Source organism: Pseudarthrobacter kochi (genome assembly GCF_055412805.1).
The window spans coordinates 1-14417 of record NZ_JBVAYV010000022.1 but is presented as its reverse complement, the minus strand read 5'-3'; the positions used below and the strand labels follow the sequence as shown (position 1 = coordinate 14417).

At 69.9% G+C, this 14417-nt stretch carries 8 protein-coding genes, 1 tRNA gene and 1 pseudogene; 8 read left to right on the top strand and 2 right to left on the bottom strand.

What is annotated here, in order from left to right; translation table 11 throughout:
• Nucleotides 1–80: 80 nt before the first annotated feature.
• Nucleotides 81–2084, bottom strand: a complete 2004-nt coding sequence (locus tag ACZY0Y_RS11970) for an FAD/NAD(P)-binding protein (RefSeq protein ID WP_463958185.1) — start codon at nucleotides 2082–2084, stop codon at nucleotides 81–83.
• A 118-nt stretch (nucleotides 2085–2202) separates the two neighbouring features.
• Here ACZY0Y_RS11970 and ACZY0Y_RS11965 point away from each other — a divergent pair, with 118 nt between their 5' ends.
• The 4 genes and pseudogenes from ACZY0Y_RS11965 (at nucleotide 2203) to ACZY0Y_RS11950 (ending at nucleotide 7924) form a co-directional block, all read left to right on the top strand.
• Nucleotides 2203–4506, top strand: a complete 2304-nt coding sequence (locus ACZY0Y_RS11965) for a prolyl oligopeptidase family serine peptidase (protein WP_463883543.1) — start codon at nucleotides 2203–2205, stop codon at nucleotides 4504–4506.
• 143 nt (nucleotides 4507–4649) lie between these two features.
• Nucleotides 4650–4737: transfer RNA gene (locus tag ACZY0Y_RS11960), tRNA-Ser, on the top strand.
• A 102-nt stretch (nucleotides 4738–4839) separates the two neighbouring features.
• Nucleotides 4840–6519 carry a phytoene desaturase family protein gene (locus ACZY0Y_RS11955; protein WP_463958183.1) on the top strand — a complete coding sequence of 560 codons (1680 nt, stop codon included), beginning with the start codon at nucleotides 4840–4842 and terminating at the stop codon, nucleotides 6517–6519.
• Nucleotides 6520–6636: 117 nt separating this feature from the next.
• Nucleotides 6637–7924, top strand: a pseudogene (locus ACZY0Y_RS11950) (MFS transporter).
• Here the strand turns inward: ACZY0Y_RS11950 and ACZY0Y_RS11945 are convergent.
• A complete protein-coding gene (locus tag ACZY0Y_RS11945; RefSeq protein WP_463958181.1) occupies nucleotides 7869–10058 on the bottom strand; it encodes a RecQ family ATP-dependent DNA helicase in 2190 nt (729 codons plus the stop codon). The pseudogene ACZY0Y_RS11950 and the gene ACZY0Y_RS11945 overlap by 56 nt on opposite strands.
• A gap of 153 nt (nucleotides 10059–10211) precedes the next feature.
• Here ACZY0Y_RS11945 and ACZY0Y_RS11940 point away from each other — a divergent pair, with 153 nt between their 5' ends.
• The 4 genes from ACZY0Y_RS11940 to ACZY0Y_RS11925 all read left to right on the top strand — a co-directional run bounded on the left by ACZY0Y_RS11940 (nucleotide 10212) and on the right by ACZY0Y_RS11925 (nucleotide 13955).
• A complete protein-coding gene (locus tag ACZY0Y_RS11940; protein WP_463958179.1) occupies nucleotides 10212–11630 on the top strand; it encodes a phosphomannomutase/phosphoglucomutase in 1419 nt (472 codons plus the stop codon).
• 4 nt (nucleotides 11631–11634) lie between these two features.
• Entirely contained in the window at nucleotides 11635–12141 is a 507-nt protein-coding gene (locus ACZY0Y_RS11935; protein WP_463883547.1) for a hypothetical protein, read from the top strand.
• 19 nt (nucleotides 12142–12160) lie between these two features.
• On the top strand, nucleotides 12161–12610 hold the full coding sequence (locus tag ACZY0Y_RS11930) for an RrF2 family transcriptional regulator (RefSeq protein WP_463883549.1): 450 nt from the start codon (nucleotides 12161–12163) through the stop codon (nucleotides 12608–12610).
• 184 nt (nucleotides 12611–12794) lie between these two features.
• Entirely contained in the window at nucleotides 12795–13955 is a 1161-nt protein-coding gene (locus ACZY0Y_RS11925; protein ID WP_463958177.1) for a globin domain-containing protein, read from the top strand.
• Nucleotides 13956–14417 lie beyond the last annotated feature (462 nt).

The window sequence follows — 14417 nt, the reverse complement described above, 5'->3', positions numbered from 1 at the left end:
GGGCCGCAGTGCTGGACATATAGCCCCTATGTCCAGCGCTCAGCCCGTACGGAGGGCATGCTCATTCGCGGGTGGACCCGTCAGGACCCGTCACGAGCCGAACACCCGAGGATGGCCCGGGCGATTTCGTCGGCATCCCGCAGGGTGCGCTGGCCACTGCGGTACACGGGTCCGCTTTTCTGCCGGGCCTCGGCCGCGATCGCGGTTCCCCACTGCACGGCGGAGAGCTGCAGCCCCAGGACATACAGTCCGTCTGTCACCGAGCCGTTGGAGCCCAGCGGCCGGTACGGGTGCGGCGCCACGTCCAGCCCGGACGTCGGCACCGGCGTTCCTTCCGCCGTCATCATGAGCCTCGGGCGGACCAGGCCTTCGGCGAGCAGCTGCTCCAGCAGGGGTGAGTCGTTGATCGCGATCCGGTTGGCCGGCGCCAGCGCCTCGACCATGGCCCTGGCGGTGACCACGTCCCCGCTGCCGTCGTCCGTGCCGTTCCCCACCCAGGGCGATACGGCCGTGAAGGTCCCCGTTTTGCGGTCCACCCCGAACTTCGGGTCCGGCCCGACGAACCGGACGACGCCGGCGCTGACCAGGGCCGCAAGCTGTTGGGCCCGCAGCGCGGGCGGCCCGCTGGCCAGGCCCTCGACGAAAGCTTCGAACCAGCCGCGAAGCCCGGCGACCCACGATTCATCGGTGATGCCGCCGTCCGCGACGGCGGTCTTGAGCACCGCCCGGCCATGGTGCAGGGCGCCGATGGCCATCTTCACCGGGTCGTCCTCCCCCAGGGCGGATCGCCGGGCGTCGTCGAGCAGATACTCGACGACGGCGTTGTCCAGTTCTGCGCGGGAGCCGAATGACCTGCCGGCCAGCGGTGCCGCCAGTCCCAGGAGGTTGAGCCGGTGGGCGGGACGGAGGTGGACCTCGAGGACGGAGTCCACCTGGTTTTCCCATTTCGCGGCGGAGTGCGCATGCGGGTGCAGGGCCTGCTCCAGCTCCTTCAGGAACTCCTTCGGATCCGTGAGGATGGCCCCCGGCTGCGAGCGCGCCAGCGTGGAGTAGTAGGCCCAGAAGGCATCGCGGTGCAGGAGGGGCCAGAGGTCGTGGTCGAAGGCAGGCCGGATTCCCGCCTCCGCGAATTTCGCCAGGGCGCTTTCGGTGCAGTACCTGAGCGTCACGGCATCGGGGTAGTACCCGGCGAGCGTTGCCTTGGCCCGGTACGGGGTGCCGCGCCGGGAGGCGGCGATGATGAGCGGTTCGCGGCCGGAGGGGAGGTAGCTCATTCCGCCGTCCCCGCCCGGCAGGAACCGCCCGCCGCGGCCTTCGGTCAGCTGGCCCATGGCATCAAAGAAGTTCAGGCCCATGCCGCGCACCAGCACCGGCTTGACCGCCGGCACGAGCGACCAGTCGACGTCGGCCGGAGCAGCCGGAGGCAGGTACAGCAGCCCGAATTCCTCGGCTGCCGCGCGGAGTTCGCGCTGTTCGGGGTTGAGCCGCGAGTCGAGGTGGCCGAGGGCCAGCACCACGGAATCAACGGTGAGGGCCGCGCCGTCGGCCAGCCCGACGTCGAACCTCACACGGCCGTCGTCCTCTTCGCCGGCCCCGGGAGCGGCGGCGTGGCGGACGGAGGTCGCCGTCGTGCTGTGGAAATCCACCGTGGCGCCGGCTGGGAGGCGGGACAGCAGCTCTTCCACGGTGGAGCGCAGGTAGCGCCCGTACAGGGCCCGGCTGGGGAAGTCCGCCGCACCCAGGCCGGACAGTTCGGCGCGCTCCTCGGCGGTGAGCGAAGGGTGCGGCTGCCCGCGCTGCAGTTCACGCCAGCGGTCGAAGGTATGGCCGGCGAGCGGGCGCGCGAGGTCCGGGTCCTCGGGGATGACGGTGGGGTAGAACGACTGCGTGTTCATCAGGTACAGCCGGGACTGGCCCGGCTGCCAGACGTGTCCCGGCCCCGCGGGATAGGGGTCAATGACGTCAATGTGCAAGGTGGCGCCCGGTCGGGCGGGCGCCCAGTTGGCCAGCAGCCGCTCCAGCACGCTCGTGCCCCGGGGACCGGCGCCAATCACTGCCGTCCGGATGCTCTGCGATATGCCCACGGCATCCAGCGTATCGGCAACCGGCCCGCGGCCCGGACCTGCCGGATCCGCCCGGGACGGCTTCAGGGGCCCGCGGCTTGACTTGCTACTGGCGCGCCGATGTTGCTTGGATGGAAAAATGACCACCGCTGAAGCTGCTCCCCCGCCCGAGTCCGACCGTCCCGCCGCGTCCACCGGGTCCGCCGCGGACGGGACCGCCCCCGAACCCGTCGACGAGAACATCTGGCTCGAGGAGATCTACGGCGACGAACAGCTCGCCTGGGTCCGGGAACAGAACGCCCGCACCGAGGAGCTCCTGGAGGGCCCGGACTACGCCGCCCTGGAAAACAGCATCCTCGAGGTGCTCGACTCCACCGACCGGATCGCCATGGTGGGCAAGCACGGCGAGTGGTACTACAACTTCTGGAAGGACCAGGAGAACCCGAAGGGCCTGTGGCGCCGGACCAGCTGGGACAGCTACCGCGGCGGATCACCGGACTGGGACGTCCTGCTGGATGTGGACGCCCTTGCCGCGGCGGAAGGTGAGGAGTGGGTGTTCCACGGCGCCAACTTCCTGCGCCCGGCCGCGGGCGAGCCGCACCGCTTGGCGTTGCTGGCCCTGTCCCCCGACGGCGGCGACGCGAACCGCTACCGCGAGTTCGACGTCGAGACCCGCAGCTTCGTGGACCCGGCGGCCGGCGGCTTTGACCTGCCGACAGCCAAGGGCAACGCCTCCTGGCTGGACGCGGACACCCTGCTGGTGTCCAGCACGGCAGACGGGTTGCCGAGCACCACGTCCTCCTACGCCCGGACCGGCGTCACGCTGCGCCGCGGCGGGTCCCTGGCCACGGCTGAGCGGCTGTTCGAAATCCCCGAAGACCACATGATGGCGCTCGTGGCGCACGACTCCACCCCGGGCTTCGAGCGGACCTTCGCCGTGGACTGGATCAGCTTTTTCGAGAAGACCACCTCGGTGCTGCGCGACGGGCAGTGGGTGCAGATCGATGTCCCTGCGGATGTGAACCTCAGCGCGCACCGTGACTGGCTGCTCTTCCGGCCGCAGCGGGACTGGGCCGTCGGGACAACGACCTACCCGGCAGGGTCCCTGCTCGCGGCCGGGTTCGCGGCCTACCTTGCCGGCAGCCGGGAACTGTCCGTGCTGTTCACTCCGGACGAGCACACCTCCCTGCAGTCCTGGAGCTGGACCCGGGACTTCCTGCTGCTGAACCTGCTCCGCGACGTATCCTCGGAGATCCGGGTCCTCGATCCGCAGCAGCCCGGGACGGACACCGCCTGGGCGTCCACCATGCTGGACGCCTGCCCGCCGCTGCACGACGTCAACGCCTACGCCGTCGACGACGAGGACAGCGCCGACGGCACGGATGACGACTCCGACGACGACGGGACCGACGGCGCTGCACCGGTCGCCGAGGGCGAGGGCCCCGGCGCGGGGAACGACTTCTGGCTCGTGGCCACCGGTTTCACCACACCGAGCACGCTCACCCGCGGGACCCTGAAGCGTGCCGCCCAGGGCGCGGGCGTGGACAGCACCCACGAAGTGATCCGGTCCTCGCCGTCGTTCTTCAACGAAGCGGCCTACGAGGTCCAGCAGCACTTTGCGGTGTCAAAGGACGGCACCCGGGTGCCGTATTTCCAGGTGGCGTCCAAGGACCTCGTGCTGGACGGCCAGAACCCCACCCAGCTTTCCGGCTACGGCGGCTTCGAAATCTCCCGGACTCCTGCCTACAGCGGCGCGGTCGGCCGCGCCTGGCTGGAACGCCGCACGGCGGAATCCGCCGGGCACGAGGGCGACGCCCCGCACACCCGCGGCGGCGTCTACGTGGTGGCCAACATCCGCGGCGGCGGCGAATACGGACCCTCGTGGCACCGCGCGGCCCTGCAGGAGAAGCGACACCGGGCCTACGAGGACTTCGCCGCCGTGGCGGCGGACCTGATCTCCCGCGGTGTGACCTCCCGCGGGCGGCTCGGCTGCGTGGGCGGCTCCAACGGCGGCCTGCTGGTGGGGAACATGCTCACCCGGTACCCGGAACTCTTCGGGGCCGTCTCCTGCGGGGTCCCGCTGCTGGACATGCGGCGCTACACCAAGCTGTCCGCCGGCTACTCCTGGATAGCAGAATACGGGGACCCGGACGTTCCCGGGCAGTGGGAGTTCATCAAGACGTTCTCGCCGTACCACCTGCTCAAGGACGGGGTGGACTATCCGGAGACGTTCATCTGGACGGCCACCTCGGATGACCGTGTGGGGCCGGTCCAGGCACGCAAGATGGCCGCCCGCATGCAGGCGATGGGCATCCCCAACGTCTGGTTCCACGAGTCGCTGGAAGGCGGCCACGCCGGCGCCTCCGACAACCGGCAGGCCGCAGCCCTGCAGAGCCGCAGCCAGCACTTCCTGTGGCGGGCATTGGCGGGCCGCGGCGCCTGATCGCGGTACCTGCCGGCGGGGGCAACGCGGGGTCACATCGCGCCGGTGTGTGGGCCGGGTTGGGCGCGAAATGACCCCGCGGTGGCCGTTTTGCACTGTATGGCACCTTCTGCGTATCCTTGGTTGGCTAGTTAATAGCAAATGGAGACGTGCCAGAGCGGCCGAATGGGCTTCACTGCTAATGAAGTGTGGGGCACAACTCCACCGGGGGTTCAAATCCCCCCGTCTCCGCGTTTGGCCCCGGTCCCTGGACCGGGGCCTTTTGCGTACCGGGCGCGTCCGGGTGCCGGACACCGGACGCCGTCCCGGCCGCCCGGATGGCAGGATAGGCCCATGTCGAGCAACCCCGGGTCGGGCAACAGCGCGTATGACGCGATCATCGTCGGCGGCGGCCACAACGGCCTGGCCGCGGCAGCGTACCTGTCCAAAGCCGGCCGGTCGGTCCTGCTGCTGGAGAAGCTTGAGCATCCCGGCGGCGCCGCGGTGTCCGCCCAGGCGTTCGACGGCGTCGACGCGCGCCTCTCGCGGTACTCATACCTCGTCAGCCTCCTCCCGCAGCAAGTCATCGACGACCTCGGCCTGCGCATCCGGCTGGCGCGGCGCCGGTATTCGTCCTACACCCCCGACCCGCACGACGGCCGGAACGCCCTGCTGATCGACAACGGGGATGCCGCCGCCACCGCGGCGTCCTTCGCCGCCGCCGGGGCTCCGGAGAGCGAATTCCACGCCTTCACCGAGTTCTACGCCGGCTGCCGCCGGCTCACCGAGGCCCTCTGGCCGACCATGACGTCGCCGCTGCCCACCCGCTCCGAGGCGAGGACCCTCGCGGCCCGGGCCGGGGCAGAGGAGGCATGGGAGGCCATGATCGAACGGCCCATCGGCGACTCCATCGCCCGCTCACTCCAGCACGACCTGGTCCGCGGCGTGGTGCTGACGGACGCCCTGATCGGCACCTTTGCCCGGGCGGACGACGAGGACCTGCAGCAGAACATCTGCTTCCTGTACCACCTGGTCGGCGGCGGGACGGGTGACTGGGATGTGCCCATCGGCGGGATGGGCGCAGTCTCCGGGGAGCTGGAACGGGCTGCCCGCGACGCCGGGGCGACAATCCTGACGTCCGCGGATGTCACGGCCGTCCGCCCGGGAGGGATGGTCAGCTACCAACACGACGGGGCGGAGCACACGGCCACCGCGTCATGGATCCTCGCCAACGTGGCCCCGGTGGTGCTGGACCGGCTCAGGACCCCCTCCCGCCCAGCTGCCCCGAGCAGCACCCGGAACCCGAACCACCTCCGGGAGGGCGCGCAGGTCAAGGTGAACCTGCTCCTGAAGCGGCTCCCCCGGCTGCTGGACCCGGCCGTCGGCCCGGAAGCGGCCTTCGGCGGGACCTTCCACATCAACGAGACCTGGTCGCAGCTCGACGCCGCCTACCTCGCCGCCGCGGCCGGAACCGTCCCGGACCCGCTGCCGTGCGAGATCTACTGCCATTCGCTCACGGACCCCAGCATCCTGTCCCCGGAGCTGCAGGCCTCCGGCGCGCAGACCCTCACCGTGTTCGGCCTGCACGTCCCGGACCGGCTGATCACGGCGGACAATAATGACCGACGCCGGGCGGAACTGCAGGCAGCCGTCCTGAAGTCCCTGAACTCGGTCCTGGCCGAGCCCGTGGAGGACCTGCTGCTGACCGGGCCGGACGGGCAGCCCTGCATCGAAACCAAGACCACCCTGGATATTGAACGTGCCGTCGGCATGCCGCGGGGGAACATCTTCCATGGCGGTCTCGACTGGCCGTTCGTCGAGGACAACGCACCCCTGGACACCCCGGCCCGGCGCTGGGGCGTCGCGACGGATGACCCGCGGATCCTGCTCTGCGGCTCGGGCGCCCGGCGCGGCGGTGCCGTCAGCGCCATCGGCGGACACAACGCGGCCATGGCAGTGCTTGAGTCGGGGCCATGCGAGTCCGGGCCGCGTGAATCCGCTCCGTTGGAGTCCGGCCGTGTCTCCCGGGACTGACCTGGCGCCGGAACGGCCCCTGCATGAGCGAGCCCTCGCCGCCTAACGGCACGCCCTCCGGCACGCCTCCCGGCAGGCCCTCCCGACAGGCCCTCCGGCACGCCTCCCGGCAGGCCAGTGGACAAGTGGAGCCCCCGCCTGGCCCTGCTGGTCGCTGCGACCTTCTTTATGGAGTTCCTGGACGGCACCGTCCTGACCACCGCGATCCCCAGCATCGCGGCGGACTTTTCGGTCCCTTCAGCGGACGTCAACATCACCATGACCGCCTACCTGATGACGGTGGCGATGGGGATCCCGCTCAGCGGCTGGCTGGCCGAACGCCTCGGCGCGTGTTCTGCCTGGCCATTGCGACGTTCACGGTGGCCTACCTGGTGTGGCCCGGCCTGCTGGCCCCTGCCCTCGCTCCGCTCGTCGGTGGCGCGCTCACAACGTTCCTGTCCTGGCACTGGATCTTCCTGATCAATCTCCCGCTGGGACTCGCAGCGTTCCTCGCGGCGCTGCGGCTGGTTCCGGCAGCCCCGGGCGACCGCACCCGGCGCCTGGACTGGCTGGGGCTGGCCCTCACCACCCTGGGCGTGGGGGCCGTCGTGGTGGGCCTGGAGCTGGCCGGCGGCCGCGGGCCCGGCGCCCTCGCGGCTCTCAACATCACCGCGGGGCTGCTGTTCCTGGCCGCGGCCGTCTGGTGGATGCGCCGGGTCAACTCTCCCCTGTTCGACCTGGGTGTCTTTTCCGCCCGGACGTTCCGCGCCACGGCGACGGGCGGCTTCATCTACCGCCTGACCATCAGTGCCGTGCCCTTCCTGCTGCCGCTGATGTTCCAGAACGGCTTCGGCTGGGATCCGCTGCGCGCCGGGGTCCTCGTCGCGGCGGTGTTCGTCGGCAATATCGGGATCAAACCGGCCACCACCCCGCTCATCCGGCGCTTCGGCTTCAAACCGGTGCTGGTCTTCGCGTCCCTGGCGTCCGCGGCAACCTTTGCGCTGTGCGCCCTGCTCGACGCCGGCACCCCGGAGCCGCTGATTTTTGCCCTGCTCGTGGCCAGCGGGGCCTTCCGGTCCATCGGTTTCTCGGCCTACGCCTCGGTGCAGTACGCCGACGTCGTTCCCGCCCAGCTGCCCTCCGCCAACGCCGTGTCCGCGACGCTCGTGCAGCTCGCTGGCGCGGCCGGGATCGCGATCGGGGCCCTGCTGATCCGGGCCTTCCCGGCCGGCAGCCCTTGGCTGGGCGCGGCGGGTGCTGCCGCAGGGGATCCGGTGGCGCCGTACCGGGCGGCGTTCCTGGCGATTGCGGTGTTCATGCTCCTGAGCACCTGGACAGCCTGACGCTGCCACGGCACGCCGGAACCGAGGTCAGCCGGCCTGGCCAAGCACCAGCGGCAGCACGGCCCCGGCGCCCGCGAGCCTGAGCGCACGGCCGGCGACGGTCACGGTCCAGCGGCTGTCGACCAGATCGTCGATCAGCATGACGCTCTGGCCCTGGATCCCGGCCAGGGCCGCCTCCAGTTCCGGCCCCACCACGAGGCGGTCCCAGACCCCGGCCAGCCGGTAGGCGCTGTTGCCTCCGCGCCCGCCGGTCGGTCCGCCGTGCTCGAGCTGCAGCTGCCCCAGATAGGGGATCCGGCCGATCTCGGAGATGCCCCTGGCCAGCGAGTCCACCAGGGCGGGCTTGCCGCGGGACGGGACGCTGATGATCGCGGCGGGCCGGCCTGCCCCGCTCCAGCCCGGCGTGCGGGTGTCGCCGGCGCCCCACTCGCGCAGCACCTGGACGCACGCCTGAAGCATGCCGGGGTCCACCGTCCGGTCGGGTGCTCCCGCGGCGAAGGCTTCGCGCAGGGCGCCGCCCCAGCCCAGGTCCGTGAGTCTTGCCAGCGCACGGCCGCCGGCAACGCTTTCTTCGGGCTTGATCTTGCCCTTCACCGGCACGCCCAGCCGGTCCATGCCGCTGGGCCACTGCAGCCGGGGTTCCAGCGGGACGCCGGCGCGGCTCAGGGTCTGGCCTGCGGCTTCGGTGGCCGAGGCGGCAATGTCCGCCGGGAACCACTGCCCGGCGCAGTTGTCGCAGCGGCCGCAGGCACGCGCGGTCTCGTCGTCGAGGACGGAGGTGATGTATTCCATCCGGCAGCCCGCGGTGTCCTGGTAGATCACCATCGAATCCTGCTCGTCCACCCGCGCCTCCGCGATCCGGCTGTACCGCTCGGCGTCGTACGTCCACGGCTGGCCGGTGGAACGCCAGCCGCCGCCCACCCGCTCCACGGCGCCGTCGACCGCCAGAACCTTCAACAGCAGCTCCAACGGGGTCCGGCGCAGGTCCACCCGCGCCTCCAGAGCCACTGTGGACACGGCGGTCCCCGCTTCGGCGAGGGCGGTCAGCACGGCACCGGCCTTCTCCTCCGACGGCATGGACGCCGTGGCGAAATACTGCCAGATGTCGCGGTCCTCGGACCCGGGCAGGAGCAGCACGTCGGCGTTCGCGGCGCCACGGCCGGCACGGCCCACCTGCTGGTAGTAGGCCACGGGCGAGGACGGCGCCCCAAGGTGCACGACGAACCCGAGGTCAGGTTTGTCGAAGCCCATGCCGAGGGCGGACGTGGCGACGAGCGCCTTGACCTGGTTGTCCTTCAGGAGCTGCTCCGCGCGTTCCCGGTCTGCGGGGTCGGTGCGTCCGGTGTAGGCCAGTACCTCGTGTCCGGCTTCGGCGAGGAGCCGGGCGGTATCCTCGGCGGCGGAGACCGTCAGGGTATAGATGATTCCGCTGCCGGGCAGGTCCTTCAGATGCGTGAGCAGCCAGCCGAGACGGTCCCGGGAGTCCGGCAGTCGCAGCACGCCCAGCCGGAGCGACTCACGGCCCAGGGCGCCGCGGATGGTCAGCACACCGGCGCCCAGCTGCTCCTCGATGTCGTGGACCACCCGGGAGTTGGCGGTCGCGGTGGTGGCCAGCACCGGAACGGACTCCGGCAGCTGGGTGATCAGGTCCGCGATGCGCCGGTAGTCGGGGCGGAAATCATGGCCCCAGTCGGAGATGCAGTGGGCCTCATCGATGACCAGAAGCCCGGTGCGGCGGATCAGCTCGGGCAGCTGGTTCTCCCGAAACGCGGGATTGGTCAGCCGCTCGGGCGAGACCAGCAAGACATCCACCTCGTCCGCCGCGAGCTGTTCACGGACGGTGTCCCACTCCAGCTGGTTGGCGGAGTTGATGGCCACGGCGCGGACCCCGGCGCGCGCTGCGGCCGCCACCTGGTCGCGCATGAGGGCCAGCAGCGGCGAGACAATCAGGGTAGGCCCGGCACCGCGTCGCCGCAGCAGCAGGGACGAGACAAAGTACACGGCCGATTTTCCCCAGCCGGTGCGCTGCACCACGAGGGCCCGCCGGCCGCCGTCGACCAGGGCCTCGATCGCCTCAAACTGGCCGTCATGGAACTCCGCGGCCGGGTGCCCGACCAGCTCGCGCAGCACTTCCTGGGCCTGCTCCCGTGTCCCGCCACGCCCGGCGGCAGCATCGGGTGAAGCGGACAGGACTGCAGCGTTCTGGATATTGGCCATTGCTTCAGTATCCCAGCCCCCTCCGACAGCCGCGAAGCCGCGGCCGCCGCTATGTGGACAATCACAGCCGACAATCACAGCGAACCCGGCGGCAGGGCGACACCGCCGGCACTCCTCCACAGCCTGATTCGCCTGCCACGTAAGATAAGACGCGTGACTACGGACCAGACAAAGACTTATGACCTCTCGGCCTCCTTCAAGGCCTACGACGTGCGCGGCATTGTCGGCGAATCGATCACCGCCGAGATCGTCGAGGCTGTGGGCGCGGCGTTCGTCGACGTCCTGCAGCTGGAGGGCAAGACGGTGCTGGTCGGCGGCGACATGCGCCCCTCCTCGCCCGAGTTCAGCAAGGCCTTCGCCAACGGTGCCGCCCGGCGCGGAGCCAACGTCCAGCTGCTCGACCTCATCTCCACCGATGAGCTCTACTACGCCTGCGGCGCGCTCAATGCAGCCGGCGCGACCTTCACCGCCAGCCACAACCCCGCCGAGTACAACGGCATCAAGATGGCCAAGGCCGGCGCCGAGCCGATCTCCTCCGAATCCGGGCTCAAGGAAATCCAGGCCCGCGCCGAGGAATACCTCAACGCCGGATCCATCCCCGCCGCAGCCACGCGCGGCCTGATCGGCGTCCACGACGTCCTGAAGGGCTACTCCGAGTACCTCCGCAGCCTCGTGGACCTCCGCGGCTCCCGCCCCCTGAAGGTGGTGGTGGACGCCGGCAACGGCATGGCCGGCCTCACCACGCCCGCGGTGCTCGGCGACGCCCTGCTGCCTAAGCTCCCCCTCGAGATCATCCCGCTGTACTTCGAGCTCGACGGATCCTTTCCGAACCACCCCGCCAACCCGCTGGAACCGGAGAACCTGCGCGACCTGCAGGCCGCCGTCGTCGAACACGGCGCGGACATCGGGCTGGCCTTCGACGGCGACGCCGACCGCTGCTTCGTCATCGACGAGAAGGGCCAACCCGTCTCGCCGTCCGCGATCACCGGAATGGTGGCCCGCCGCGAGATTGCCCGTGCCCAGGGTCTCGGCGAGGCCAACCCCACCGTCATCCACAACCTGCTGACGTCCCGCGCCGTCCCCGAACTGGTGGAACGCCACGGCGGCCGGGCGGTGCGCACCCGCGTCGGGCATTCCTTCATCAAGGCCGTGATGGCGGCAGAGGGCGCCATCTTCGGCGGCGAACACTCCGCCCACTTCTACTTCCGTGACTTCTGGAACGCAGACACCGGCATGCTTGCCGCGATGCACGTCCTGGCCGCCCTCGGCGAGCAGGACGGACCCCTGTCCGATCTCGGCCGCGAGTACGAGCCGTACATGTCCTCGGGCGAGATCAACTCGGAAATCGACGACAAGGCCGGCGCCGTGGAACGCGTCCGCCTCGACTTCCACTCGGAGGACGTCGAGGTGGACTACCTCGACGGCAGCACCTTCATCGCCACGGACGGCAGCTTCTGGTTCAACTTGCGCCCCTCGAACACCGAGCCGTTCCTGCGCCTGAACGTCGAGGCCACGGACACAGCCACCATGGAGCGCGTCCGCGACCGCGTCCTGGCGCTGGTCCGGGGCTAGGACCGTGTCGGAACTGCCGGCGGAGGCCGCAACTGAGCCAGCAACAGTGTCCGCTGACGGGTCGTGGCGCGACAGCGTCCCGGAGGCCAGCGCCACCGATCTGGAGAACCTGCTCGGCACCGGGGTCGGCGCCGCCCAGGAGCAGCTCGAGCGCAATGGCGGGTTCCTGCCGTTCGCCCTCGTGGTCGAGAACGACGGCGAGGTCCGGCTGGTTGCCGTCACCCCCGCCGACGCGGCGGAGGGCATCGACGCCGACTTCGACGCGGACTCGATGATCAGCGACCTCACGGAACTGCTGCGGCAGCACCGGGATGAGTTCCGCGCCGCGGCCATCGTTTGTGACATCACCCTGCTGGAAGAAGCCTCGGACGCCATCCACGTGGCCGCGGAACACCGGGACGGCTCCCTGTTCGCCGCGGTCCTGCCGTACGCCGCCAACCCGGCGACCCGTGAGCTGGAATTCGGCGAGCTCTCCGCCGATACCAACGAGCCCGGCGTCTGGGTGGACTAGACCGCCGTAAACTGGCGTTATGAAGATCAACGCCTTCGCGGATGTGAGCCTGCGCGCCATGATGGTGCTCGCAGCCGCTCCCGACGGCGGGCTCCTCACCACCCAGAGCATCGCCGACGCCGTCGCGACGCCGTATAACCACGTCAGCAAGGCGATGGCGAAGCTGCGTGAACTGGGCATGATCGACGTCGAGCGCGGCCGGCACGGCGGCTCCCGGCTCAGCAGCGCCGGCCGGGTGGCCACCGTGGGCCAGCTCCTGCGCCAACTGGACACCCGCACGGACCCGGCCGACTGCGTCGGCGCCGGCGGGGCGTGTCCGCTGATCAACGAATGCCGCCTCCGCGGCGCCCTCTCCCGGGCCCGCGAAGCCTTCTACCGCGAACTGGACGACATCGTCGTCGCGTCCCTGCCGACCTCCCGGCAGATGGCGCCGGTGTTCCAGGCGATCGGCCTGCGCCCCGGCCTCTGAACCGCAGCCCGTGCCAGTACCCGTCCACCCGGGCCACGCGCCCCACCCGCCACGCCCGGGAATCCCTCCGATTTGAAGTTGTTTTCTACGCCATGTAGAACTGAGATACAAATACTTGCATTTCAAATACAGGTATTTCTATCGGTCCGGCTGAAGACCCCGGGCCACTATCTCAGGAGTCAACATGCTCTCGGACAAGTCCTTCCCCGTCATCGAGGCCACCCTCCCGCTGGTCGGTTCCCGGATCGGTGAAATCACGCCCAAGTTCTACGCCCGCCTCTTCGCAGCGCACCCGGAACTGCTGGACGGGCTCTTCAGCCGCTCCAACCAGCGCAACGGCAACCAGCAGCAGGCCCTGGCCGGAAGCATCGCCGCTTTCGCCACCCACCTGGTGAACAACCCCGGAACCCTGCCGGAAACCGTGCTCGCCCGGATTGCGCACCGCCACGCCTCCCTCGGCATCACCGAACCGCAGTACCAGGTGGTTTACGAGCACCTCTTCGCCGCCATCGCCGAGGACCTGGCCGAGGTCATCACCCCGGAAATCGCCGAAGCCTGGACCGAGGTCTACTGGCTGATGGCGGACGCGCTGATCAAGCTCGAGAAGGGACTGTACGCCGCGCAGGCCAACGGCACGATGTGGAGTCCGTGGAAGGTCGCCGCCAAGGCCCCCGCCGGCACCGGCTCCATGACCTTCACCCTGGAACCGGCCGACGAAACCCCCATCACCCCCGCCCTCCCGGGCCAGTACGTCAGTGTCAAAGTCACCCTGCCGGACGGCCTTCGCCAGGTCCGCCAGTACTCCCTTTCCGGCGACGCCGGCACGAGCCGCAGCTTCACCACCAAGATCGACGACGGCGGCGAGGTCTCCCCGGTGCTGCACAACAATGTCGAGGTCGGCGACGTCCTTGAGATTTCCAACCCCTACGGCGAGATCACGCTCAAGGACGGCGACAGCCCGGTGATCCTGGCCTCGGCCGGCATCGGTTGCACCCCCACCGCGTCCATCCTGCGCTCCCTCGCCGAATCCGGCTCGGACCGCCAGGTCCTGGTCCTTCACGCGGAAAGCGATCTGGACAGCTGGGCGCTGCGCTCCCAGATGACGGACGACGTCGAACGCCTCGACGGCGCCGACCTCCAGCTCTGGCTCGAGCGCCCGGTCGCCGGAACCAGGGAGGGCTTCATGTCACTGCGCGAAGTGGACCTCCCCGCGAACGCCTCGCTGTACCTGTGCGGCCCTCTGCCCTTCATGAAGAGCATCCGCAACGAGGCCATCAACGCCGGCATTCCCGCGACGAAGATCCACTACGAGGTCTTCGGCCCGGATATCTGGCTCGCCAGCTAAGGTACTCATCGATTGCTCCGCAACGGCCCTTTTGAGCCCTCATAAGGGCCGTTGCGGAGCAATCGATGAGAGTACGACGCGGACGGCATGCCGGTGATCGTGTGGCCGAAGCGCAGGAGGTTGCCGGGGGCGTAGTTGGATTTCGCGGCCCTCATCCGTTCATAGACGGCGGGCGTTCATAGACGGCGGGCGACCAGGCCCGCGCCCGGTCAGCTTCGTCGCCAGGCTCGCCATGGAAGTTGACCAGCGTGCATCCCATGGAGTGCGGCGCCCTCTCGGCTGCGGCTTAGGTCCCTGAGTCCCCTGCGGCTGGCTCGCCAGCTAAGGTACTCATCGGCTGCTCCGCAACTGCCCTTTTGAGCCCTCATAAGGGCCGTTGCGGAGCAATCGATGGGAGTACGACGGCGGGGGGGGGCTACGTGTCCAGTATCGGGGGGGGGCTAGCGAGGTCGCCTTGATTGC